Below are 20,517 nucleotides of genomic sequence, written 5' to 3'. Positions count from 1 at the left end.
GATGCAGCCAGGGCGGGGTCAGATCGGGGCTGTAGCTGCGCATGGCCTCATCATTCGGGGCGGCGGGACGGGCAGGATGTGCGGCCGGGGGTCCGGGGGTTGGCCCCCGGGGGATGCAGCCAGGGCGGGGTCGGATCGGGGCTGTAGCTGCGCATGCGTCAGACGATACGGCCGGGCCCGGGCTACGACACGCCGAACCGGCCCGCGAGTTGGTCACGCTGAGCGCGTACGAACGCGGCGTCCACCACCGCCCCGTGGCCGGGCACGTACACCGCCTGCTCGCCGCCGAGCGAGAGCAGCCGGTCGAGGGCGCCGGGCCAGCGCGAGGGCACCGCGTCGGGGCCCGCCTGGGGCTCGCCCGACTCCTCCACGAGGTCGCCGCAGAACACGACCTCCGGGGACCCGGTGCCCGCGGAGACCAGCGCCACCAGGTCGTGCCCGCTGTGCCCGGGCCCGACGTTGGCGAGCAGCACCTGACGCCCGCCCAGGTCGAGCGTCCACTCGCCCGACACTGCATGGTGCGGCACGACCAGGAGGTCCGCCGCCTCGGCCGCGTCCCGCTCGGGCACCCCCTGCTGCACCGCGTCGGCGCGCATCTCCTCGCGGGTCAGGACCCGCTCGATGCCGACGGCCCCGTAGACCTCGGCCCCGGAGAAGGCCGCCGTGCCGAGTACATGGTCGAAATGGGGGTGGCTGAGCGCGATATGGGTCACACGGCGACCGAAGAGTGCCTGCGCCTGCGCCCGCAGTTCGGCGCCCTCGCGCAGCGTCGCACCGGTGTCGTAGAGGAGCAGCGAGTCCGCTCCGGCGATCAGCCCGACGGTCGCGTCCCAGCCGGGCAGGCGTCTGCGCCCCACCCCCACACCGAGCCGCTCCCAGCCGAACTCTTCCCAACTGACGTCCATGAGGCGACGCTATCGGCAATCGACCGGCGACGCCGCACGGTAGCGTGGTCGGCCGCCCTTGTACGGGGCTGTCCTTCCACGGGGCCGCACCGGGTTCGCACCGGGGCCGCACCGGGTTCGCACCGGGGCCGCGCCGGGGCCGTACCGGGCTGCGGGGCGCGCACCGGGCCGCACCCGGCCGCACGGGCTGCGGGGCCTGCGGGGGACTGCCCTTGCTAGGGGCGTACCGGTCGGCCGTACACTGGCCGGGGGATTGCTGGCACTCGCACACAGTGAGTGCCAAACGGACGGCAACTGGAGGTGTGCGCGATGCTCAGTGAACGCAGGCTCGAGGTGCTGCGCGCCATCGTCCAGGACTATGTCGGCACCGAGGAACCGGTGGGCTCCAAGGCCCTCACCGAGCGTCACGCGCTCGGCGTCTCCCCGGCGACCGTGCGCAACGACATGGCCGTCCTGGAGGAGGAGGGCTTCATCGCCCAGCCCCACACCAGCGCCGGCCGCATCCCGACCGACAAGGGCTACCGGCTCTTCGTCGACCGGCTCGCGGGCGTCAAGCCCCTGTCGTCGCCCGAGCGCCGCGCGATCCAGAACTTCCTGGACAGCGCGGTCGACCTGGACGACGTCGTGGCCCGCACGGTGCGGCTGCTCGCGCAGCTGACCCGGCAGGTGGCGGTCGTCCAGTACCCGTCGCTGACCCGGTCCACCGTGCGCCACGTGGAGCTCCTCTCCCTCGCGGCGGCCCGGCTGATGCTGGTGCTGATCACGGACACCGGCCGGGTCGAGCAGCGCATGGTCGACTGCCCGGCGCCGTTCGGCGAGGCCGCGCTCGCGGACCTGAGGGCCCGGCTCAACGCACGGGTGGTGGGGCGCCGCTTCGCGGACGTGCCGCAGCTCGTGCAGGACCTGCCGGAATCTTTCGAACCGGAGGACCGGGGAACCGTCACGACGGTCCTCGCCACCCTCCTCGAAACCCTGGTCGAAGAGACCGAGGAGCGGCTGATGATCGGCGGCACCGCCAATCTGACCCGCTTCGGACACGACTTCCCGCTGACCATCAGGCCGGTGCTGGAAGCACTTGAGGAGCAGGTCGTGCTCCTCAAGCTGCTCGGCGAGGCCAAGGAATCGGGCATGACCGTACGCATCGGGCACGAGAACAACGCCCATGAAGGACTGAACTCCACGTCCGTCGTGTCGGTCGGCTACGGTTCCGGCGGCGAGGCGGTCGCCAAACTCGGCGTGGTCGGACCGACCCGCATGGATTACCCCGGAACGATGGGAGCGGTACGCGCAGTGGCACGTTACGTCGGACAGATCCTGGCGGAGTCGTAAGTGGCCACGGACTACTACGCCGTACTCGGCGTGCGCCGCGACGCATCACAGGACGAGATCAAGAAGGCGTTCCGGCGCCTCGCACGCGAACTCCACCCGGATGTGAATCCGGACCCGAAGACGCAGGAGCGCTTCAAGGAGATCAACGCCGCGTACGAGGTCCTGTCGGATCCGCAGAAGAAGCAGGTCTTCGACCTCGGCGGGGACCCGCTGTCGTCGTCGGGCGGCGGCGGGGCCGGCGGCTTCGGCGCGGGCGGCTTCGGCAACTTCTCGGACATCATGGACGCCTTCTTCGGCCAGGCATCCCAGCGCGGCCCGCGCTCGCGGACCCGCCGCGGCCAGGACGCCATGATCCGGCTGGAGATCGACCTCAACGAGGCGGCCTTCGGCACCACCAAGGAGATCCAGGTCGACACCGCCGTGGTGTGCACGACCTGTTCGGGCGAGGGCGCGGCCCCCGGCACCTCCGCGCAGACCTGTGACATGTGTCGCGGTCGCGGCGAGGTGTCCCAGGTCACCCGGTCCTTCCTCGGCCAGGTCATGACCTCGCGGCCCTGCCCCCAGTGCCAGGGCTTCGGCACCGTCGTCCCCACCCCGTGCCCGGAGTGCGCGGGCGACGGCCGGATCCGTTCGCGGCGTACCCTCACCGTGAAGATCCCGGCCGGTGTCGACAACGGCACCCGGATCCAGCTCGCGGGCGAAGGCGAGGTCGGCCCCGGCGGTGGCCCCGCGGGCGACCTGTACGTGGAGATCCACGAGGTGGCGCACGACGTGTTCCAGCGTCGCGGCGACGACCTGCACTGCACGGTCACCATCCCCATGACGGCGGCGTCGCTCGGCACCAAGGTGCCGCTCCAGACGCTCGACGGCATGGAGGAGGTGGACATCCGTCCGGGCAGCCAGTCCGGCCAGTCCATCCCGCTGCACGGCCGCGGCATCACACATCTGCGCGGTGGCGGACGCGGCGACCTCATCGTGCACGTCGAGGTCCTGACCCCGAGCAAGCTCGACCCGGCGCAGGAGGACCTGCTGCGCCAGCTCGCGAAGCTGCGCGGTGAGGAACGCCCCACGGGCCAGTTCCAACCGGGGCAGCAGGGGCTGTTCTCCCGCCTGAAGGACGCATTCAACGGGCGCTGATCCAGGCTCGGGAAGGGGGCTACGGGGTGCACCCCCGTAGCCCCCTTCTTCTTTGGGGACCGCCGGGACCGCCGGGACCGCCGGGACCGCCGGGATGCGTCCCGGAGCGATGGCGCGACCTAGGCCGCATTCAGCTCCTGCGGTGTTTGAGGAGCGCGGGCCGGGGGGCGGAGCCCCTGAGCAGGGTGGCCAGGGTCACCACCCCCGCAGGAACCGGCGATTCGGCGCGAGAGCAACACCGTGGCACGATGCCAGCATGGCTTTGACCGATCTCTGCCGGTATCCGATCGTGCAGGCGCCCATGGCGGGCGGCGCCTCCGGTCCGGCGCTGGCCGCGGCCGTCTCCGAGGCCGGGGGGCTCGGTTTCCTGGCCGCCGGATACAAGACCGCCGACGGCATGTACCAGGAGATCAAGCAGGTGCGCGGCCTGACCGGCCGGCCCTTCGGGGTCAACCTGTTCATGCCGCAGGAGCCGCACACCGACCCCGCCGCCATCGAGGTCTACCGCCACCAGCTCGCGGGCGAAGTGACCTGGTACGACACCCCGCTGGGCGATGCCGACACCGGGGGCGACGACAACTACGAGGCCAAACTCGCCATCCTGCGCGAGGACCCGGTGCCGGTCGTCTCCTTCACCTTCGGCTGCCCCGAGCGCACCGTCATCGACGCGTTCGCGAAGGTCGGCACGTACACGATCGTCACGGTGACGACACCCCAGGAGGCGCAGGCCGCGCAGTGGGCGGGGGCGGACGCGGTGTGTGTGCAGGGCATCGAGGCCGGCGGCCACCAGGGCACCTACCGCGACGACCCGCAGGCGGGCGGCGCCGGCCTCGGACTGCTCGCCCTGATCACCCTCGTACGCGAGAGCGTCCAGCTGCCGATCGTCGCGGCCGGCGGCCTGATGCGCGGCGCGCAGATCGCGGCGGTGCTCGCGGCGGGCGCGGACGCGGCGCAACTGGGCACGGCGTTCCTGGCGTGCCCCGAGTCGGGCGCCAACGTCCTGCACAAGCAGGCCCTGACCAACCCCCTCTTCGTGCGTACGGAGGTGACGCGGGCGTTCTCCGGACGGCCCGCCCGGGGCCTGGTCAACCGTTTCATGCGCGAGCACGGCCCGTACGCCCCCGCCGCCTACCCGCAGGTGCACCAGCTCACCTCAGGCCTGCGCAAGGCCGCCGCCGCGGCCGGCGACCCCCAGGGAATGGCGCTCTGGGCGGGCCAGGGCCACCGCCTGGCCCGCGAACTCCCGGCGGCCCGCCTCGTGGAGCTCCTGGTCGGTGAACTCGACGACGCAGCAGCCCAGTTGACCGCGAACCTGCAACAGATGAAGAACAAGAGGAGCACGTCATGACCGCCCCGGTCTTCGTAGTCGACACGGTGCCGGGCGGCGGCGCGTACGTCCTGGACGGCCCGGAGGGACGGCACGCCGTCTCCGTCAAGCGGCTGCGCCCCGACGAGGAGGTCACCCTCACCGACGGTGCCGGGAACCGGGCGGACGCGGTCGTCGTGGCCGCCGAGGGCAAGGACCGCCTGACCGTACGGATCACCGCGTGCGTGAGCGAGCCCGAGCCCGAGGTACGCATCACCGTGGTGCAGGCGCTGCCCAAGGGCGACCGGGGCGAGGTCGCCGTGGAGACGATGACCGAGACCGGCGTCGACGCGATCGTGCCGTGGCAGGCCGGTCGCTGCATCACCCAGTGGAAGGGCGAGCGCGGCGCCAAGTCCCTTGCCAAATGGCGCAGTACGGCCCGCGAGGCGGGCAAGCAGTCACGCCGCGTCCGCTTCCCCGAGGTGCGGGAGGCCCTGACCACGAAGCAGGTCGCGGCCCTGCTGGCCGAGGCCGACCTGGCGGTCGTCCTGCACGAGGACCCCCATGTCGCATCGGCTGCCCTGGCCACGGCGGAGCTCCCCACCGTCGGCGAGATCGTCCTGGTGGTGGGCCCCGAGGGCGGTGTCTCCCCGGACGAACTGGCCACCTTCGCCGCGGCCGGCGCGACGCCGCACCGCCTGGGGAGCAGCGTGCTGCGCACGTCGACGGCGGGCACGGTGGCGGCGGCGGTGCTGATGTCGAGAACGGGCCGCTGGTCCTGACCCCGCACCCCCGCCGCCCAGGAGGCCGGGGGCGTGCACCGGGATGGCGTGGCGTACCGTACGCGCCCCGAATGCGGCCGGGATGGCCGCGAGAGGGCTTCCGCCCCCGGGGCCGCGGTGGCACCCTGACGACCATGGGGGCCAAGAGGTCACACCGCATCACGCGCCGCGCCGCACTCGCGCCGGCCGCGCTCGTACCCGCCCTCGCCCTCGCCGTCGCAGGCCTCACCGCCTGCGACCCCGTCGGCGGGCTCAACTCCGCCGCCGTCGCGCTGACCACGGACCAGGCCGCGACCACCGAGCTGGAGCACCACCACGTCGACATCAAGTGGCTGACCTGCAACGCCGACCTCAACCGCGGGGCGAGCGCGACGCCTTCGGCCGCCACCACGAAGGACGTCGCCGATGTGAACTGCCAGGGCGAGACCAAGGACGGCAGGGCGATCACCGTCAAGGGGAAGGTCACGCAGGAGGTCGAGGGCCGCTGCGTGAAGGGCGACCTGACGGCCAAGGTCGCCGGGAAGACCGTCTTCCGCTCCTCCGTCCTGGGCAACTGCGAGGCCCCCGCCCCCACCGGCCCCGCGACCTTCCACCCGGGCGGCGCCACCCCCACGGCCACGGTCACAGTGACGGTGACGGTGACGGCCACCGTGACCGTCACGGAGTCCTTCCGCGGCAAGTAGGCCGCGGCAGGTAGTCCACGGCAAGTAGTCCACCGCCCCTGGTCCACCGCCGCGCGGTGAACCGGAGTCGAAGTGCCGCGCTCCCGCGCCCCCTCCCGAACGCGTTGAGTAGCATGCGGTTACCTGATCAACGCGACCAAGGAGGACCGGACCGTGGCCGGAGAGCCGCAGGCCGACTGCCTGTTCTGCAAAATCGTCTCGGGCGACGTCCCGGCGACCGTCGTGCGCGAGACCGAGACCACGGTGGCGTTCCGGGACATCAACCCCCAGGCCCCCACGCACGTCCTGGTCATCCCCAAGGTCCACCACCCCGACGCCGCCTCGCTCGCGGCCGCCGAACCGGCGATCCTCGCGGACGTCGTACGGGAGGCCGGCGAGGTCGCCCGTGCGGAGGGCGCCGACCGGAGCGGCTACCGGCTGGTGTTCAACACCGGCAGTGGCGCGGGCCAGACCGTCTTCCACGCGCACGTGCACGTCCTGGGCGGCCGCGGCCTCCAGTGGCCGCCCGGATAGCGACCCGCACCGCCGCCCCGACGACCCGCACCGCCCCGACGACCCGCACCGCCCCGGCGACCCGCACAGCAAGGCAACTCACCGTGTCCGTACGTGAATTGGTGGTGCTCGGCACCGCGAGTCAGGTCCCCACCCGGCACCGCAATCACAACGGCTACCTGCTGCGCTGGGACGGCGAGGGCATCCTCTTCGACCCCGGCGAGGGCACACAGCGCCAGATGCTGCGCGCCGGGGTCGCCGCGCACGACATCAACCGGATCTGCGTCACGCACTTCCACGGCGACCACTCGCTGGGCCTGGCCGGGGTGATCCAGCGGATCAACCTCGACCGGGTCCCGCACCCCGTCACCGCGCACTACCCGCTCAGCGGCGAGCACTTCTTCGAGCGGCTGCGGTACGCCACCGCCTACCGCGAGTCGGTCCCGCTCGGCCAGGAGCCGGTCGCGGGGGACGGCGCGGTGCTGGCCACGACGGCCGCGTACACCCTGGACGCCCTCCGCCTGTCGCACCCCGTCGAGTCGTACGGCTACCGCCTCGTCGAACCCGACGGCCGCCGCATGCTGCCCGAACTGCTCACCGAGCACGGAGTCAAGGGCCCCGATGTGGGGCGTCTGCAGCGCGAGGGCGAGCTGAACGGCGTCACCCTCGACGACGTCAGCGAGGTCCGGCGCGGGCAGCGGTTCGCGTTCGTCATGGACACCCGCATGTGCGAGGGCGTACGCGAACTGGCGGACGGCTGCGACATGCTGGTCATCGAGTCGACGTTCCTGGACGGTGACGTCCAACTCGCCAAGGATCACGGCCACTTGACGGCAGGTCAGGCAGCCGCGGTGGCCCGTGACGCGGGCGTACGCCATCTGGTCCTCACCCACTTCTCGCAACGGTACGCGGACCCTGAGGAGTTCGAACGGCAGGCCCGCGCCGCCGGGTACGCGGGCGAACTGACCGTCGCTGCCGACCTGATGCGCGTCCCCGTACCCAAACGCGCGGCGTGAGACCCCGCCCGGCCCAGGCCCCTCCTTCCCCCTGCACGTACAAGCACCACCGCTAGGAATCCCCCCATGCTCATCCCCAAGCCCGCCCCCGCCCCCATCCCCAAGGCCGAACTCCACCTGCACATCGAAGGGACCCTCGAACCCGAGCTGGCCTTCGAACTCGCGGCGCGCAACGGCGTCGAGCTGCCGTACGCCGACACCGAGGAGCTGCGCAAGGCGTACCTCTTCGACGACCTCCAGTCCTTCCTGAACCTGTACTACTCGCTGATGCGGGTCCTGCGTACCGAGGACGACTTCGCGGCGCTCGCCGACGCGTATCTGTCCCGGGCCGCGGCGCAGGGCGTGCGGCACGCCGAGATCTTCTTCGATCCGCAGGCACACATCGCGCGGGGCGTGGCGATGGGTACGGTCGTGAACGGCCTGGGGCGGGCCCTGTCGACGAGCGAGGAACGCCACGGGATCTCCACCCGGCTCATCATGTGCTTCCTGCGGGACGAGTCGGCGGAGTCGGCACTGCTCACACTGGAGGCGGCGCGCCCGTACCTGGACCGCATCACGGGCATCGGCCTCGACTCGGCGGAGGTCGGCCATCCGCCGGCCAAGTTCCGCGAGGTGTACGAGGCCGCGGCCGCCCTCGGGCTGCGGCGGGTCGCGCACGCGGGCGAGGAGGGGCCGCCGGCGTACATCACCGAGGCGCTGGACGTGCTCGGCGTGGAGCGCGTCGACCACGGTCTGCGCGCCCTGGAGGACCCGGACCTGGTGGCCCGCCTGGTCCGGGACCGCATTCCGCTGACGCTCTGCCCGCTGTCGAACGTACGGCTGCGGGCGGTCGAGGAGCTGGCGCGGCATCCGCTGGCCGCGATGATGGACGCGGGGCTCGTGTGCACGGTGAACTCCGACGACCCGGCGTACTTCGGGGGATACGTGGACGATACGTTCCAGGCGGTGGAGCGGGCGCTGGGGCTCACCCCGGACCGGCTCCGGGAGCTGGCCCGGAACTCCTTCGAAGCGGCGTTCCTCGACGACGACGAGCCGCGGCGGGCGCGGTACCTGGCGGAGGTCGACTCCTACGACTTCCCGCAGCCGTAACCCCGGGGCTCCGCCCCGACCCGGCGGGGTCGCTCGGCTGCGCCGGGGCCGGGTTCGGGCCGGGGGTCGGAAGGACTAGGACGCCAGGACCTTGCGGCGTCGCCTCGCCCGCGAGGGGATCGGAATCTCCGCAACCTCCTGCTCCGGCACCCCGATCTGCGGCAGCAGCGCCGCGGACGCCCCGCCGCGCCCCGCGACCACCGCCGCCGGCATACCGCCCCGGCGCCGGATCGACCCCGGCACCAGCGGCCGCCCGGACGTGTGCACCGCCACCGCGCTCAGCGGCGCCGCGATGAGCAGCAGCAGCGCACACAGCACGAACCCCATGCCGCGGTACCCCGCGTACTGGGAGAGCAGGCTGCCGGTGAGCGGCCCGCAGGCCACGCCGAGCGAGGACGCCGACCCGGCCAGGACCGCCCAGCGGCCGTGCGGGTCGAGCGAGGCCGAGAGCCCGATGAGGTAGGACAGGACCACCGGGTAGAAGACGTTCCACAGGATCTCGCCGCTCGCGAAGGAGACGAGGCCCCGTGCGGACGAACTCGCCACGATGCACCCGGCGATGATCGCCGTACCCACTCCGATCGGCACCGCCCGCCCGAGCCGCGCACCGAGCGCACCCGCGCCCAGCACACCGAGCAGCCCCGCGCCGAGCCCGGCCGCGAAGACCATGCCGACGGTGACTTCGCTGAGGCCGGCCTGGGTGAGCCCGATCCGCCCGCTGACGCCCCACAGCGCGTTCTGCGCCAGGGACCAGCAGAGCATCGTCGCGGCGAGGACCGTACCGGAGCGCCGGTGCGGCAGCCGAACTCCGGGCGTCGCAGCCGTAGCCGCAGTCGCCGCCGCAGCGCCCTCGACCGCCCGGCCCGAGCCGGACCCGACCGGGAGCCACCGCGTCGCGGGCCACACCAGCGCCGCCACGGCCGCGATCGCGGCGAGCGGGATTGCGTGGCCGCCGCCGAGGTGAGGGATGGTCAGGTAGAGCGCGCCGGCCGTCGCGGAGACGGAGAGCAGGCCGAGCGCGGAGGCACGGTGCGGATCGCGCTGGGCGGCGATGCCGGCCGCCGCGACCGCCGTGGCCGTGCCGGAGCCGAGCCCGCCGACGACCGCGCCGGCCACGACGAGCGGGAGCAGGGTGGTGAGGGCGGCGGCCCCGTACCCGGTGATCGCGAGGAGCAGTCCGAGTCTGGCGAGCCGGCGTGGCCCGTGCCGCTCGACCCGGGAGGCGAGCGTGAAACCGGCGGTCGCCGAGCTCAACAGCAGGGTGGAGCCGACGAGTCCGGCTTCTGCGGGGGAGAGTCCGAGGCCGGCCGAGAGACGGCCGACGACGGTGGGAAGGAGGTACGCGGCGAGGTAACCGGCGGTGAAGACGGCGACCAGCGGCCAGGCGGCACGAGGGCGTGCGGACATGGGCGTTCCAAGGAACAGTGCCCGTGGGGCAGGGAGGTCAAAGAGGGGGGATGCGCCCGGTGTTGTACGGGAACGCGGGCCCAATTTGTATCAAGCGCCCCGACTGCGCGAAAAGCTGGGACGGCGTGATCTGGATCACGTTTCGTTTGGCCTGCGATGTGTCGGGTAAAAGCGCGAATTCCGTTCGGGAGGAAGGGGTTTGGGGTCACCCCGGGCGCGTGGAGCCTTGACGCTCCTTCGTTCACATATCTAGTCTCAATTTTCATTAATGGACGGGCTACTGCGAAGAAGGTTGGACCGTGCGGGGAGCAGAGGGAGCAGAGGGATCACTGGGAGCAACCGGAGCGCGCGGAGCGCAGCCGCGGCGGATCGCCGAGGTGCGGCTCACCCCCGTCCTCGTCGCCGACCCCCCGCTCCTCAACGTCCAGGGCGTACATCAGCCGTACACGCCCCGTCTCATCGTCGAGATCGTCACGGCCGACGGCGTCACCGGAATCGGCGAGACGTACGGCGATACGAAGTACCTCGAACTCGCCCGGCCCTACGCCGACGCCCTGCCCGGCCACGACATCGCCGACCTCAACGGTTTGTTCACACTGATGAACGCCATCGTGGTCGACGACTCCCGGGTCGACGACGCGGTCGACGTCGGCGGGCTGCGCGGCGCCCAGACCGCCGACAAGCTGCGCCTGTCCGTCGTCTCCGCCTTCGAGGTCGCCTGCCTGGACGCGCTCGGCAAGATCCAGGGCGTACCGGTCCACACCCTGCTCGGCGGCAAGGTCCGCTCCACCGTGGAGTACAGCGCCTACCTCTTCTACCGCTGGGCCGAACACCCGGGCGGGGCGGGCGAGAAGGACGACTGGGGCGCGGCCCTCGACCCCGCCGGGATCGTCGAGCAGGCCCGCCGCTTCGTGCGCGCGTACGGCTTCCGCTCCTTCAAGCTCAAGGGCGGCGTCTTCCCGCCCGCGCAGGAGGTCGCCGCGGTCCGGGCCCTCGCCGCCGCCTTCCCCGGCCACCCCCTCCGGCTCGACCCCAACGGCGGCTGGAGCCCCCAGACCTCGCTGCGGGTCGCGGCCGATCTCGCGGACGTACTGGAGTACCTGGAGGACCCGGCGCCGGGCACGGCCGCCATGGCCGAGGTCTCCCGGGGCACGGCGGTGCCGCTCGCCACCAACATGTGCGTGACGACGTTCCCCGAGATCCGCGAGGCGTTCCTGACCGACGCCGTCCAGGTCGTCCTGACCGACCACCACTACTGGGGCGGACTGCGCAACACCCGTGAACTCGCCGCGATCTGCCGGGTGTTCGGGGTCGGCCTGTCCATGCACTCCAATACGCACCTGGGGATCAGCCTCGCCGCGATGACCCACGTCGCCGCGACCGTCCCCAACCTCGACTACGCCTGCGACAGCCACTACCCATGGCAGACCGAGGAGGTGATCACCGCCCGGCACACGTTCCGCGCAGGGCAGCTGACCGTGTCGGACGCGCCCGGCCTCGGCGTCGACCTCGACCGCACCGAACTGGCCCGGCTGCACCGGCGCTGGCTCGACGACGACGGCGCCCTGCGCGACCGCGACGACGCCGCCGCGATGCGCCGGGCGCCGGAGCACGCGCAGTGGACGGTTCCGGCGCTGCCGCGCTGGTAGCGGGGGGTTGTTCGCGTCCATCGGGCAGACTGGCCAGATCTGTACGCGAACGGAGAGCCCGCCGTGACGACACCACCCAGCAGAGAGCAGCCGCCGCACCCCGAGCACCACGAGCCCCAGCGCCCCTGCCGGGACGGCTCGCCCGACCCCGCCGAACGCAGCCCCCGGCGCCACACCTCGGCCGCCGAACCGCGCCGGCCCGCCGCCCTGGACCCGCTCGACGGGCTCCGCGACCCCCACGACCCGCCCTGCGACGTCTTCCTCACCGGCACGGTCTTCCTCGACATCATCTTCACCGGGCTCGACTCGGCGCCGGTGCGCGGCACCGAGTCCTGGGCGCGCGGCATGGGTTCGAGCCCGGGCGGCGTCGCCAACATGGCGACCGCGCTCGCCCGCCTCGGCCTGCACACCTCCCTAGCGGCCGCCTTCGGCGACGACCACTACGGCGACTACTGCTGGGACGCGCTGGAACAGGGCGAGGGCATCGACCTGTCGCCGTCGCACACCGTGCCCGGCTGGCACTCGCCGGTCACCGTCTCGATGGCGTACGAGGGCGAACGCACCATGGTCACCCACGGCCACGAAGCGCCCCACGAACTGTCCGCGCCCAACTGCCCGCCCCGGGCCCGCGCCGCCATCGCCTCCCTCGTGCCGGGGCGCCGCGAGGGCTGGATCGCGGACGCGGCACGCTCCGGCGCCCGCATCTTCGCGGACGTCGGCTGGGACGACACCGGCCGCTGGGACCTCGCCGGGCTCGAAGAACTCGCCCACTGCGAGGCGTTCCTGCCCAACGCGGCCGAGGCGATGCGCTACACCCGCACCGACTGCCCCCGGGCCGCGGCCCGCGCGCTCGCCGAGAAGGTGCCGCTCGCGGTGGTGACCCTGGGGTCGGAGGGCGCGTACGCGGTGGACGGCGCGACGGGCGAGACGGCGGACGTCCCCGCCATCGCGGTGGAGGCCCTCGATCCCACCGGCGCGGGCGACGTCTTCGTGGCGGGCTTCGTCACCGGCACCCTCGCCGGCTGGCCGCTCGCCGACCGCCTCGCCTTCGCGGGGCTCACCGCGGCCCTGTCGGTCCAGGAGTTCGGCGGCTCCCTCTCGGCACCGGGATGGGCGGAGATCGCGAGCTGGTGGGAGCGGGTGCGCACCCTGGAGAACCAGGACCCGGCGGCCCTGCGCCGCTACGCCTTCCTGACCGACCTTCTCCCGGGCGCAGCCCGAACCTGGCCCCTGCGCCGAGCCCTCCCCACCCTGGGCTTCCGCCCCCCGACCTGACGCCCCCGGGAATCAGCCGACCCGGGGGCTCGGGGCCCCCGGCGGGCCGGGCGCAGGAGGGCCGGGGGACACCTGGGGTGGAAAACCCCTCGGCCGCATGCGCGGCAAGTCGTACGCTTGGTATTCCAGAGGCTCTCGAGCAGCGAGGACCCTGCAACGGGAGGTATGTGCAGGCCCCACGGCCGGCCCATGACGCAGACACCCACACACCCGCAGGCGCACGCCCACATCACCATCCCGGCCAAGCACCCCATGGTGACCGTCCTGGGTTCGAGCGATTCCCTGCTGCGCGTGATCGAGAAGGCCTTCCCGTCGGCCGACATTCACGTACGGGGCAACGAGATCAGCGCGGTGGGAGACGCGACGGAAGTCGCCCTCATCCAGCGACTGTTCGACGAGATGTTGCTGGTGCTCCGCACCGGACAGCCGATGACGGAGGACGCAGTGGAACGCTCGGTCGCCATGCTCCGCGCGAATGGCAACGCGGCGAACGGGGACGGACACGGTGAGACACCCGCCGAGGTGCTCACCCAGAACATCCTCTCCAACCGCGGCCGCACCATCCGCCCCAAGACGCTCAACCAGAAGCGGTACGTCGACGCGATCGACAAGCACACGATCGTCTTCGGCATCGGCCCCGCCGGCACCGGCAAGACGTACCTCGCCATGGCGAAGGCGGTCCAGGCCCTGCAGTCCAAGCAGGTCACCCGGATCATCCTGACCCGGCCCGCCGTGGAGGCCGGCGAGCGCCTCGGCTTCCTGCCCGGCACGCTCTACGAGAAGATCGACCCGTACCTGCGGCCGCTGTACGACGCCCTGCACGACATGCTCGACCCGGAATCGATCCCCCGCCTGATGGCGGCTGGAACGATCGAGGTCGCCCCGCTGGCGTACATGAGGGGCCGCACCCTCAACGATGCGTTCATCATCCTCGACGAGGCGCAGAACACCAGCGCCGAGCAGATGAAGATGTTCCTGACCCGGCTCGGGTTCGACTCGAAGATCGTCATCACCGGTGACGTCACCCAGGTCGACCTGCCCAGCGGCACCAAGAGCGGTCTGCGCCAGGTCCAGGACATCCTGGAGGGCGTCGATGACGTGCACTTCTCCCGGCTCACCTCGCAGGATGTCGTACGGCACAAGCTCGTCGGCCGTATCGTCGACGCGTACGAGCAGTACGACAGCCGCCAGGACCAGGACGGTCGGCGCGGCCGAAACGGGAAGTAGAGCAGAGCGCACCATGTCGATCGACGTCAACAACGAGTCCGGAACCGAGGTCGACGAGCAGGCGATCCTCGACATCGCCCGCTACGCCCTCACACGGATGCGGATCCACCCGCTCTCCGAACTCTCGGTGATCGTCGTGGACGCCGAGGCCATGGAACAGCTGCACATCCAGTGGATGGACCTGCCGGGCCCCACCGACGTCATGTCCTTCCCGATGGATGAGCTGCGGCCGCCCGCGAAGGACGACGACGCGGAACCCCCGCAGGGGCTCCTCGGCGACATCGTGCTCTGCCCCGAAGTCGCCAAGCAGCAGGGCGAGGACGCCGAGACGCAGCACTCCATGGACGAGGAGCTCCAGCTCCTCACCGTCCACGGGGTGCTGCACCTGCTCGGCTACGACCACGAGGAGCCGGACGAGAAGGCCGAGATGTTCGGCCTCCAGGCGGCCATCGTCGACGGCTGGCGAGCGGAGAAGGGCCTGACCGGTCCCTCCCCGGCGCCGACCGTCTCATGACCGGGCAGCTCATCGCCGGTGCCGTCGCGCTGGTCGTCGTCGCCTGGCTCGCCGCCTGCGCCGAGGCCGGCCTCGCCCGCATCTCCTCCTTCCGCGCCGCCGAGGCGGTCCGCACCGGCCGGCGCGGCAGCGCCAAGCTCGCGCAGATCGCCACCGACCCCACGCGCTATCTGAACGTGGCGCTGCTCGTGCGGGTCGCCTGCGAGATGGCGGCCGGCGTCCTCGTCACGTACGTCTGCCTCGACGAGTTCAGCCAGACGTGGGCGGCGCTGCTCGTCGCCATCGCGGTGATGGTGCTCGTCAGCTACGTCGCCGTCGGCGTCTCGCCCCGCACCATCGGCCGCCAGCACCCCCTGAACACCGCGACGGCCGCTGCGTACGTGCTGCTGCCGCTGGCCAGGATCATGGGGCCGATCCCGCAGCTCCTGATCCTGCTCGGCAACGCGCTCACCCCCGGAAAGGGCTTCCGCAAGGGCCCGTTCGCCTCCGAGGCGGAGCTGCGTGCGATGGTCGACCTCGCCGAGGCGGAGTCCTTGATCGAGGACGACGAGCGCCGCATGGTGCACTCGGTGTTCGAGCTCGGCGACACCCTGGTGCGCGAGGTCATGGTGCCGCGCACCGACCTCGTCTGCATCGAGCGCTACAAGACGATCCGCCAGGCCCTCACCCTCGCCCTGCGCTCCGGGTTCTCGCGGATCCCGGTGACCGGCGAGAACGAGGACGACATCGTCGGGATCGTCTATCTGAAGGACCTGGTCCGCAAGACGCACATCAACCGGGACTCCGAGGCCGACCTCGTCTCCACCGCGATGCGGCCCGCCGCGTTCGTGCCCGACACCAAGAACGCGGGCGACCTGCTGCGCGAGATGCAGCAGCAGCGCAGCCACGTCGCGGTCGTCATCGACGAGTACGGCGGCACCGCCGGCATCGTCACCATCGAGGACATCCTGGAGGAGATCGTCGGCGAGATCACCGACGAGTACGACCGCGAACTGCCGCCGGTCACCGAGCTGGAGGACGGCTGCTTCCGCGTCACCGCCCGGCTCGACATCGGTGACCTGGGCGAACTGTTCGGGTTCGACGAGTTCGACGACGAGGACGTGGAGACGGTGGGCGGGCTGCTCGCCAAGTCGCTCGGCCGGGTGCCCATCGCGGGCGCCACGGCCGTGGTGGAGCTGCCCGACGCGCGCCGGCTGCGGCTCACCGCCGAATCACCGGCCGGCCGCCGCAACAAGATCGTCACCGTGCTCGTGGAGCCGTCCAAGGACGACGAGGAGGGAGCGGCATGACACCGAAGCAACTGCGAGCGTTCTGCCTGGAGTTCAACGCCGCGACCGAGGAGTTCCCGTTCAACCCGGAGACCTCGGTCTTCAAGGTGCTCGGCAAGGTCTTCGCGCTCACCGCGCTCGACTCCACCCCACTCACCGTCAACCTCAAGTGCGACCCCGACGACGCGGTCCGGCTGCGCGAGGAACACCCCGCGATCGTGCCGGGCTGGCACATGAACAAGCGGCACTGGAACACCGTCGACGTGGCGGGGCTCCCGGACCGGATGGTCCGGGAGCTCATCGAGGACTCGTACGACCTGGTGGTGGCCGGTCTGCCGAAGTCGGAGCGACTCCGGCTCGACCGGGCCTGAGCGGCGGGGCGCCGGGCCGCGCCGGACGGCTCGGGCCCTGGCCTGTGTGGCCCGGGCCGGCCTGGCCTGGCCGGCCCGGTCCGGTCCGGTTCGGCCCGGCCTCGGGGGCCACTAGGCCTTCCTGCGGGCGACGCCGAGTCCGACCGCGACCAGGGCCGCCGCCGCGATCACGACACCCGCGTCGATCGCGAGCACCGTACGCACCCCGTCGAACAGCGAGCCCTGCGTGGTGGCGAGCACCCCGAGCAGCGGGATGCCGACGGTGAGGCCGACCTGCTGGGTGGTGGTGACGAGGCCGGTCGCCAGGCCCTGCTCCTCGTCGGGGACGCCGCTGGTCACGGTCACGCCGTACGAGATGATCGCGCCGAGGTGGCACATGCTGGCCAGCGAGACGGCGACGGTGACGAGCAGGGCGCCCGAGTGGGCGCCGAGGCCGAGCAGGGCCGCGATGAACGTGCCCTGGCCGAGCAGCGAGCCGGCCAGGACCCGCCGGGAGCCGAAGCGGCCGATGAACCGGGCGGCGTACGTACCGGCGAGGGCCGACGCGACGCCCTGGATGCCGAAGATGAGACCGGTCTCGAAGGACGAAAGACCCAGGGTCTCCTGCAGGTAGAGGGTCAGGACGAAGATGACCGTCGACATCATCGAGAAGGTGACGAGGCCGCCCACGTTGCCCCACGCCACCGAGCCGCGCCGCAGCATCGGCAGCGAGACCAGCGGCGCCGACGCCTTCGACTCGACGACGACGAACGCGGCGAGCAGGGCGAGGCCCACGACCAGGGTGCCCCACACGTCCGGGCCGCCGAAGCCGCGCTGGGCCGCCGTCGACAGGGAGTAGATCAGCGCGAGCAGACCGCCGGTGACGGTGATGGCGCCGGGCACGTCAAGGCGCGGCCGCTCGGGGGTGCGGGACTCGGGCAGCAGCCCGGGGGCGAGGACCAGGACGACCGCCGCGAACGCGACGAGCAGGCCCATCGTGGAGCGCCAGCCGAGGGTGTCGGTCATGACGCCGCCGAGCACCATGCCGATGGTGAAGCCGAGCGAGAGCAGCGTGCCGGAGATGCCGAGCGCCTTGTCGCGCTGCGGGCCCTCGGGGAACGTCGTGGTCAGCAGGGACATGCCGGTCGGCACGATGACGGCCGCGCCGAGACCTTGCAGGGCGCGCCCGGTCAGGAACGCCGCCGGGTCCCAGGCGAGGGTGGCGAGCAGCGAGGCCGCGCCGAACAGGGCGAGACCCGTCAGGAACAGCTTCTTGCGGCCGAAGAGGTCGGCTATGCGGCCGAACAGGAGCAGGAAACCGCCCGACGGCAGCGCGAAGGCAGTGACGGCCCACTGGAGGGCGGACCGGCTCAGGCCCAGGTCCTTGCCGAGGGCCGGCAGCGCCACGTTCAGTACGGAGAAGTCGAGCGCCACCATGAACTGGGCGGCGCACAGCACGAAGAGGACCAGCTTGGCCCGGCCGCTGAGGCGGGCGTCCGCGGGGGAGCCGGGTGCCGAGGAGTTGCGTGCCGGGGTGGAGGGTGCCGGGGTGGAGGGTGCCGGGGTGGAGGAAGCCGGGGTGGAGGGGGCCGCGGTCTCGGGCCCGGTGACTGTCGCCACTGTCGTCGTCATATCGATCGCCATGGCCCTACCTTCGCGGCCCGGGAATGCCCGTGGAGAGTGGGAACTTATCCTGTTGGTGGCACCACCAGGGAGCCGAACAGGGGGAGTTCGTGGCTACACCGATCGACAAACGGCGCCGCAGTGAGCTGCGCGAGTTCTTGATGAGCAGGCGCGCGCGGATCACGCCCACGCAGGCGGGGCTGCCCGACGGCGGGGCCCGCCGCCGCACCCCGGGGCTTCGCCGCGAGGAGGTAGCCGTGCTCGCCGGGGTCGGCGTCTCCTGGTACCAGTGGCTGGAGCAGGGCCGCGACATCACGGTCTCCCCGCAGGTACTGGACTCGGTGGGCCGGGTGCTGCAACTGACCAGCGCCGAGCGCCGCCACCTGTACGTCCTGGCCGGGCTCAACCCGCCGGCCCCGGAGGTCGACCCGGCCAACGTCGACATGTGCCACGGGCTGCAGCGCCTCATCGACGCGTGGATGCCGTTCCCCGCGCACATCATGGACGCGTACTGGAACACGGTCATGTACAACGACGCGGCCGCGCTGGTGCTCGGGATGCGCCCCGAGATCGTGCAGAACTGTCTGATCGCGTTCTTCAGCGACCCCATCTTCCGTCAGCGCGCCACGCGGTGGGAGGAGATCGCCTGCACCGTCGTCGCGCAGTTCCGGGCCGCCTGGTCGGAGCGGCCCGAGGACGAGGGGTTCCAGGCGGTCGTCGAGCAGGCCAGGGAGCTCAGCCCGGAGTTCGTGGAGCTGTGGGAGCGGCGCGACATCCAGCCCGGCGGGCAGATCTGCAAGGAGATCGAGAACCCGCTGGTCGGCGCCCTGCACGTGGAGTCGACCCAGCTGCGGATTCCGGCCCGCCCCGACCTGGTGATCGTGCTGCACACCCCGCTGCCGAACACCGACACGGCCGAGAAGCTGGAGTGGCTGACCTCGCCGGAGGGCCGGCGCGGGGCGATGTACCCGATCGCGGGCTGAGCCCCCGGCCGGCTCCGGCGGCCCGTTCCTTATGCTCGGGGCATGACACAGAGCAGCGAATCCGGCCCCCTCGACCCCGAGGACCGCAAGATCATCACGCTCGCGCGCAGCGCGCGGGCCCGCAACGGGGTGGCCGAGGGCGCGGCAGTACGCGACGAGACGGGCCGCACGTACGTGGCCGGCACGGTGGAGCTCGCCTCCCTGAAGCTGTCCGCGCTGCAGACCGCGGTGGCGATGGCCGTGGCGAGCGGGGCGGAGTCGCTGGAGGCGGCGGCGGTGGTGACGTCGGCGGTTGTTCCTGCGGAGGCGGATGTGGCGGCGGTACGGGATTTGGGCGGGCCGGGGACGCCGGTCCTCGTGGCGTCCCCGGCCGGGGAGCTGACCGGCACGTTCTGACCCCCCCCCGGGGGTTCGCCCATCCGCGCGGCGCGCTCGTCCGGGGCTCCGCCCCAGCCCCCGGCGGCGCTTGCCCACCCACCCGGGGCCAGGGGGACCCCATGACGTGCTGGGTATGCCTGTGCTGGGCACCCCGCCAAGATCAATCCCGCCAGGGGCGCGGGGAACTGCGCGAGCGACCGGGCACGGTCCGCGGGCGAGAACGGGGTGCAGCCCGGCGGGGCGGGGATGTGGCGGCCGGTACCGGGTGGCGGGGCAACGATCAACGTGGTGCCCCTTGCAATCCCACGCCGCCCGCGCATCAATGGACGGCAGTCGAAACCGACGGGCCGTCAGATCTGTGGGGCGGACCGGCACGGGGTGCAGAGCCGCAACCCCGTACCGGAGTCGGACTCCCTCCGCGCACTTGAGCGCAGCCCAGGCAGAGCCATGCCCGCACGCCCGCGCACCCGTGCACGTGGGCCCCGGGGCTGCCGCGCGGTCGTGGGTCGATGACGCGGCAGACGTCCAACTCCCTGTCATGGGAAGGGGAATCATGCGTAAGAACACCAGCAGGCCGGTCGCGCGGGCCGCACTCGCCGTGGGAGCGGTGGCCGCCGCAGGCCTCGCGTTCGCGCCGAGCGCCGCCGCCGTCACGCCGACCACGGCGACCGCCACGTACGACTGTGGGACCTGGGGCGGCGGTGGCGCGACGCTCACCGCGACCCAGAGCGGTACGGCCGCGACCATCACGCTGACCTCGGCCGTCACCACCCCGATCGCCGTCGGCGCCAACCAGATCAGCGCGAACCTGACCCTCGCCAAGACCGGCGGCGGCACCAGGGTGTTCAGCGGCAAGGCCAACCCGGCTCTCTCGGCGGGCAGTTCGGTCAAGATCGGTCCGTTGAACGGCACCGTCGCCGCCGGCGACAGCCTCAACTCCTACTTCGCCGGCACCGCCCTGAAGATGGTGATCTTCGGGATCACCGTCAACTGTGACGCGACGACCTCACAGGCGCCGGGTCCGTTCGTGTTCTGACCCGCGCCACGCAGAACGAGCCGGTGCCGTCCCGGGCGGTGCCGGCTTTCGTGTGCGCCGAGCCCCGC

General features: G+C 72.2%; 20 protein-coding genes. 17 read left to right on the top strand and 3 right to left on the bottom strand.

Annotated elements, in window-relative coordinates:
• Positions 1–182: 182 nt before the first annotated feature.
• Positions 183–905, bottom strand: a complete 723-nt coding sequence (locus tag AB0D31_RS05785) for an MBL fold metallo-hydrolase (RefSeq protein WP_362717449.1) — start codon at positions 903–905, stop codon at positions 183–185.
• A 309-nt stretch (positions 906–1,214) separates the two neighbouring features.
• Between AB0D31_RS05785 and hrcA the strand changes: the two genes are divergently transcribed.
• The 8 genes from hrcA to AB0D31_RS05745 all read left to right on the top strand — a co-directional run bounded on the left by hrcA (position 1,215) and on the right by AB0D31_RS05745 (position 8,739).
• A complete protein-coding gene (gene hrcA, locus AB0D31_RS05780; protein ID WP_362717446.1) occupies positions 1,215–2,234 on the top strand; it encodes a heat-inducible transcriptional repressor HrcA in 1,020 nt (339 codons plus the stop codon).
• A complete protein-coding gene (gene dnaJ / locus AB0D31_RS05775; protein ID WP_362717442.1) occupies positions 2,235–3,371 on the top strand; it encodes a molecular chaperone DnaJ in 1,137 nt (378 codons plus the stop codon). It abuts the gene before it with no gap.
• A 256-nt stretch (positions 3,372–3,627) separates the two neighbouring features.
• Positions 3,628–4,719: a nitronate monooxygenase gene (locus AB0D31_RS05770; protein ID WP_362717439.1), complete on the top strand. Its 1,092-nt coding sequence runs from the start codon at positions 3,628–3,630 to the stop codon at positions 4,717–4,719.
• A complete protein-coding gene (locus AB0D31_RS05765) occupies positions 4,716–5,459 on the top strand; it encodes a 16S rRNA (uracil(1498)-N(3))-methyltransferase (RefSeq protein WP_362717436.1) in 744 nt (247 codons plus the stop codon). The genes AB0D31_RS05770 and AB0D31_RS05765 overlap by 4 nt, the downstream gene beginning before the upstream one ends.
• A 134-nt stretch (positions 5,460–5,593) precedes the next feature.
• The gene (locus AB0D31_RS05760; RefSeq protein ID WP_362717433.1) at positions 5,594–6,142 is read left to right on the top strand and encodes a hypothetical protein; all 549 of its coding nucleotides are present in this window, start codon (positions 5,594–5,596) and stop codon (positions 6,140–6,142) included.
• Between the two features lie 153 nt (positions 6,143–6,295).
• Positions 6,296–6,655, top strand: coding sequence for a histidine triad nucleotide-binding protein (locus AB0D31_RS05755; protein ID WP_362717430.1), 360 nt, complete (start codon positions 6,296–6,298; stop codon positions 6,653–6,655).
• An 83-nt stretch (positions 6,656–6,738) separates the two neighbouring features.
• Positions 6,739–7,650 (top strand): ribonuclease Z, encoded by a 912-nt coding sequence (locus AB0D31_RS05750; protein ID WP_362717427.1) that lies wholly within the window; start codon positions 6,739–6,741, stop codon positions 7,648–7,650.
• A gap of 66 nt (positions 7,651–7,716) precedes the next feature.
• Complete coding sequence (locus tag AB0D31_RS05745) at positions 7,717–8,739, top strand: adenosine deaminase (RefSeq protein WP_362717424.1); 1,023 nt, start codon at positions 7,717–7,719, stop codon at positions 8,737–8,739.
• Positions 8,740–8,814: 75 nt separating this feature from the next.
• On the opposite strand, the gene AB0D31_RS05740 is transcribed toward AB0D31_RS05745, so the two are convergent.
• Complete coding sequence (locus tag AB0D31_RS05740; RefSeq protein WP_362717422.1) at positions 8,815–10,146, bottom strand: MFS transporter; 1,332 nt, start codon at positions 10,144–10,146, stop codon at positions 8,815–8,817.
• Positions 10,147–10,514: 368 nt separating this feature from the next.
• Here AB0D31_RS05740 and AB0D31_RS05735 point away from each other — a divergent pair, with 368 nt between their 5' ends.
• From AB0D31_RS05735 to AB0D31_RS05710, 6 genes are all read left to right on the top strand, one after another.
• Complete coding sequence (locus AB0D31_RS05735) at positions 10,515–11,795, top strand: glucarate dehydratase family protein (RefSeq protein ID WP_362717502.1); 1,281 nt, start codon at positions 10,515–10,517, stop codon at positions 11,793–11,795.
• A 207-nt stretch (positions 11,796–12,002) separates the two neighbouring features.
• Complete coding sequence (locus AB0D31_RS05730; RefSeq protein WP_362717499.1) at positions 12,003–13,070, top strand: PfkB family carbohydrate kinase; 1,068 nt, start codon at positions 12,003–12,005, stop codon at positions 13,068–13,070.
• A gap of 189 nt (positions 13,071–13,259) precedes the next feature.
• Complete coding sequence (locus AB0D31_RS05725) at positions 13,260–14,297, top strand: PhoH family protein (RefSeq protein ID WP_362717419.1); 1,038 nt, start codon at positions 13,260–13,262, stop codon at positions 14,295–14,297.
• A gap of 13 nt (positions 14,298–14,310) precedes the next feature.
• Positions 14,311–14,811, top strand: a complete 501-nt coding sequence (ybeY, locus tag AB0D31_RS05720) for an rRNA maturation RNase YbeY (protein ID WP_362717416.1) — start codon at positions 14,311–14,313, stop codon at positions 14,809–14,811.
• Complete coding sequence (locus AB0D31_RS05715) at positions 14,808–16,100, top strand: hemolysin family protein (protein ID WP_362717413.1); 1,293 nt, start codon at positions 14,808–14,810, stop codon at positions 16,098–16,100. The genes ybeY and AB0D31_RS05715 overlap by 4 nt, the downstream gene beginning before the upstream one ends.
• On the top strand, positions 16,097–16,450 hold the full coding sequence (locus tag AB0D31_RS05710; RefSeq protein ID WP_362717410.1) for an MmcQ/YjbR family DNA-binding protein: 354 nt from the start codon (positions 16,097–16,099) through the stop codon (positions 16,448–16,450). The genes AB0D31_RS05715 and AB0D31_RS05710 overlap by 4 nt, the downstream gene beginning before the upstream one ends.
• Before the next feature lie 111 nt (positions 16,451–16,561).
• On the opposite strand, the gene AB0D31_RS05705 is transcribed toward AB0D31_RS05710, so the two are convergent.
• Positions 16,562–18,073: an MFS transporter gene (locus AB0D31_RS05705; RefSeq protein ID WP_362717407.1), complete on the bottom strand. Its 1,512-nt coding sequence runs from the start codon at positions 18,071–18,073 to the stop codon at positions 16,562–16,564.
• A gap of 140 nt (positions 18,074–18,213) precedes the next feature.
• Between AB0D31_RS05705 and AB0D31_RS05700 the strand changes: the two genes are divergently transcribed.
• The 3 genes from AB0D31_RS05700 (at position 18,214) to AB0D31_RS05690 (ending at position 20,449) form a co-directional block, all read left to right on the top strand.
• Positions 18,214–19,035 carry a helix-turn-helix transcriptional regulator gene (locus AB0D31_RS05700; RefSeq protein ID WP_362717496.1) on the top strand — a complete coding sequence of 274 codons (822 nt, stop codon included), beginning with the start codon at positions 18,214–18,216 and terminating at the stop codon, positions 19,033–19,035.
• A 42-nt stretch (positions 19,036–19,077) separates the two neighbouring features.
• Positions 19,078–19,431, top strand: coding sequence for a cytidine deaminase (locus tag AB0D31_RS05695; RefSeq protein ID WP_362717404.1), 354 nt, complete (start codon positions 19,078–19,080; stop codon positions 19,429–19,431).
• Between the two features lie 535 nt (positions 19,432–19,966).
• Positions 19,967–20,449 (top strand): hypothetical protein, encoded by a 483-nt coding sequence (locus AB0D31_RS05690; RefSeq protein WP_362717401.1) that lies wholly within the window; start codon positions 19,967–19,969, stop codon positions 20,447–20,449.
• Positions 20,450–20,517: the final 68 nt, after the last annotated feature.

Origin of the sequence: Streptomyces sp. NPDC048361, assembly GCF_040651795.1 — a bacterium.
GTDB lineage: Bacteria > Actinomycetota > Actinomycetes > Streptomycetales > Streptomycetaceae > Streptomyces.
This window is presented reverse-complemented; position numbering and strand designations above follow the sequence as displayed.

Coding starts and splice junctions, on each gene's coding strand:
- AB0D31_RS05785 (WP_362717449.1), bottom strand. CDS start 905: ATGGACGTCAGTTGGGAAGAGTTCGGCTGGGAGCGGCTCGGTGTGGGG.
- hrcA (WP_362717446.1), top strand. CDS start 1,215: ATGCTCAGTGAACGCAGGCTCGAGGTGCTGCGCGCCATCGTCCAGGAC.
- AB0D31_RS05770 (WP_362717439.1), top strand. CDS start 3,628: ATGGCTTTGACCGATCTCTGCCGGTATCCGATCGTGCAGGCGCCCATG.
- AB0D31_RS05765 (WP_362717436.1), top strand. CDS start 4,716: ATGACCGCCCCGGTCTTCGTAGTCGACACGGTGCCGGGCGGCGGCGCG.
- AB0D31_RS05760 (WP_362717433.1), top strand. CDS start 5,594: ATGGGGGCCAAGAGGTCACACCGCATCACGCGCCGCGCCGCACTCGCG.
- AB0D31_RS05745 (WP_362717424.1), top strand. CDS start 7,717: ATGCTCATCCCCAAGCCCGCCCCCGCCCCCATCCCCAAGGCCGAACTC.
- AB0D31_RS05740 (WP_362717422.1), bottom strand. CDS start 10,146: ATGTCCGCACGCCCTCGTGCCGCCTGGCCGCTGGTCGCCGTCTTCACC.
- AB0D31_RS05725 (WP_362717419.1), top strand. CDS start 13,260: ATGACGCAGACACCCACACACCCGCAGGCGCACGCCCACATCACCATC.
- ybeY (WP_362717416.1), top strand. CDS start 14,311: ATGTCGATCGACGTCAACAACGAGTCCGGAACCGAGGTCGACGAGCAG.
- AB0D31_RS05715 (WP_362717413.1), top strand. CDS start 14,808: ATGACCGGGCAGCTCATCGCCGGTGCCGTCGCGCTGGTCGTCGTCGCC.
- AB0D31_RS05710 (WP_362717410.1), top strand. CDS start 16,097: ATGACACCGAAGCAACTGCGAGCGTTCTGCCTGGAGTTCAACGCCGCG.
- AB0D31_RS05705 (WP_362717407.1), bottom strand. CDS start 18,073: ATGGCGATCGATATGACGACGACAGTGGCGACAGTCACCGGGCCCGAG.
- AB0D31_RS05700 (WP_362717496.1), top strand. CDS start 18,214: ATGAGCAGGCGCGCGCGGATCACGCCCACGCAGGCGGGGCTGCCCGAC.
- AB0D31_RS05695 (WP_362717404.1), top strand. CDS start 19,078: ATGACACAGAGCAGCGAATCCGGCCCCCTCGACCCCGAGGACCGCAAG.
- AB0D31_RS05690 (WP_362717401.1), top strand. CDS start 19,967: ATGCGTAAGAACACCAGCAGGCCGGTCGCGCGGGCCGCACTCGCCGTG.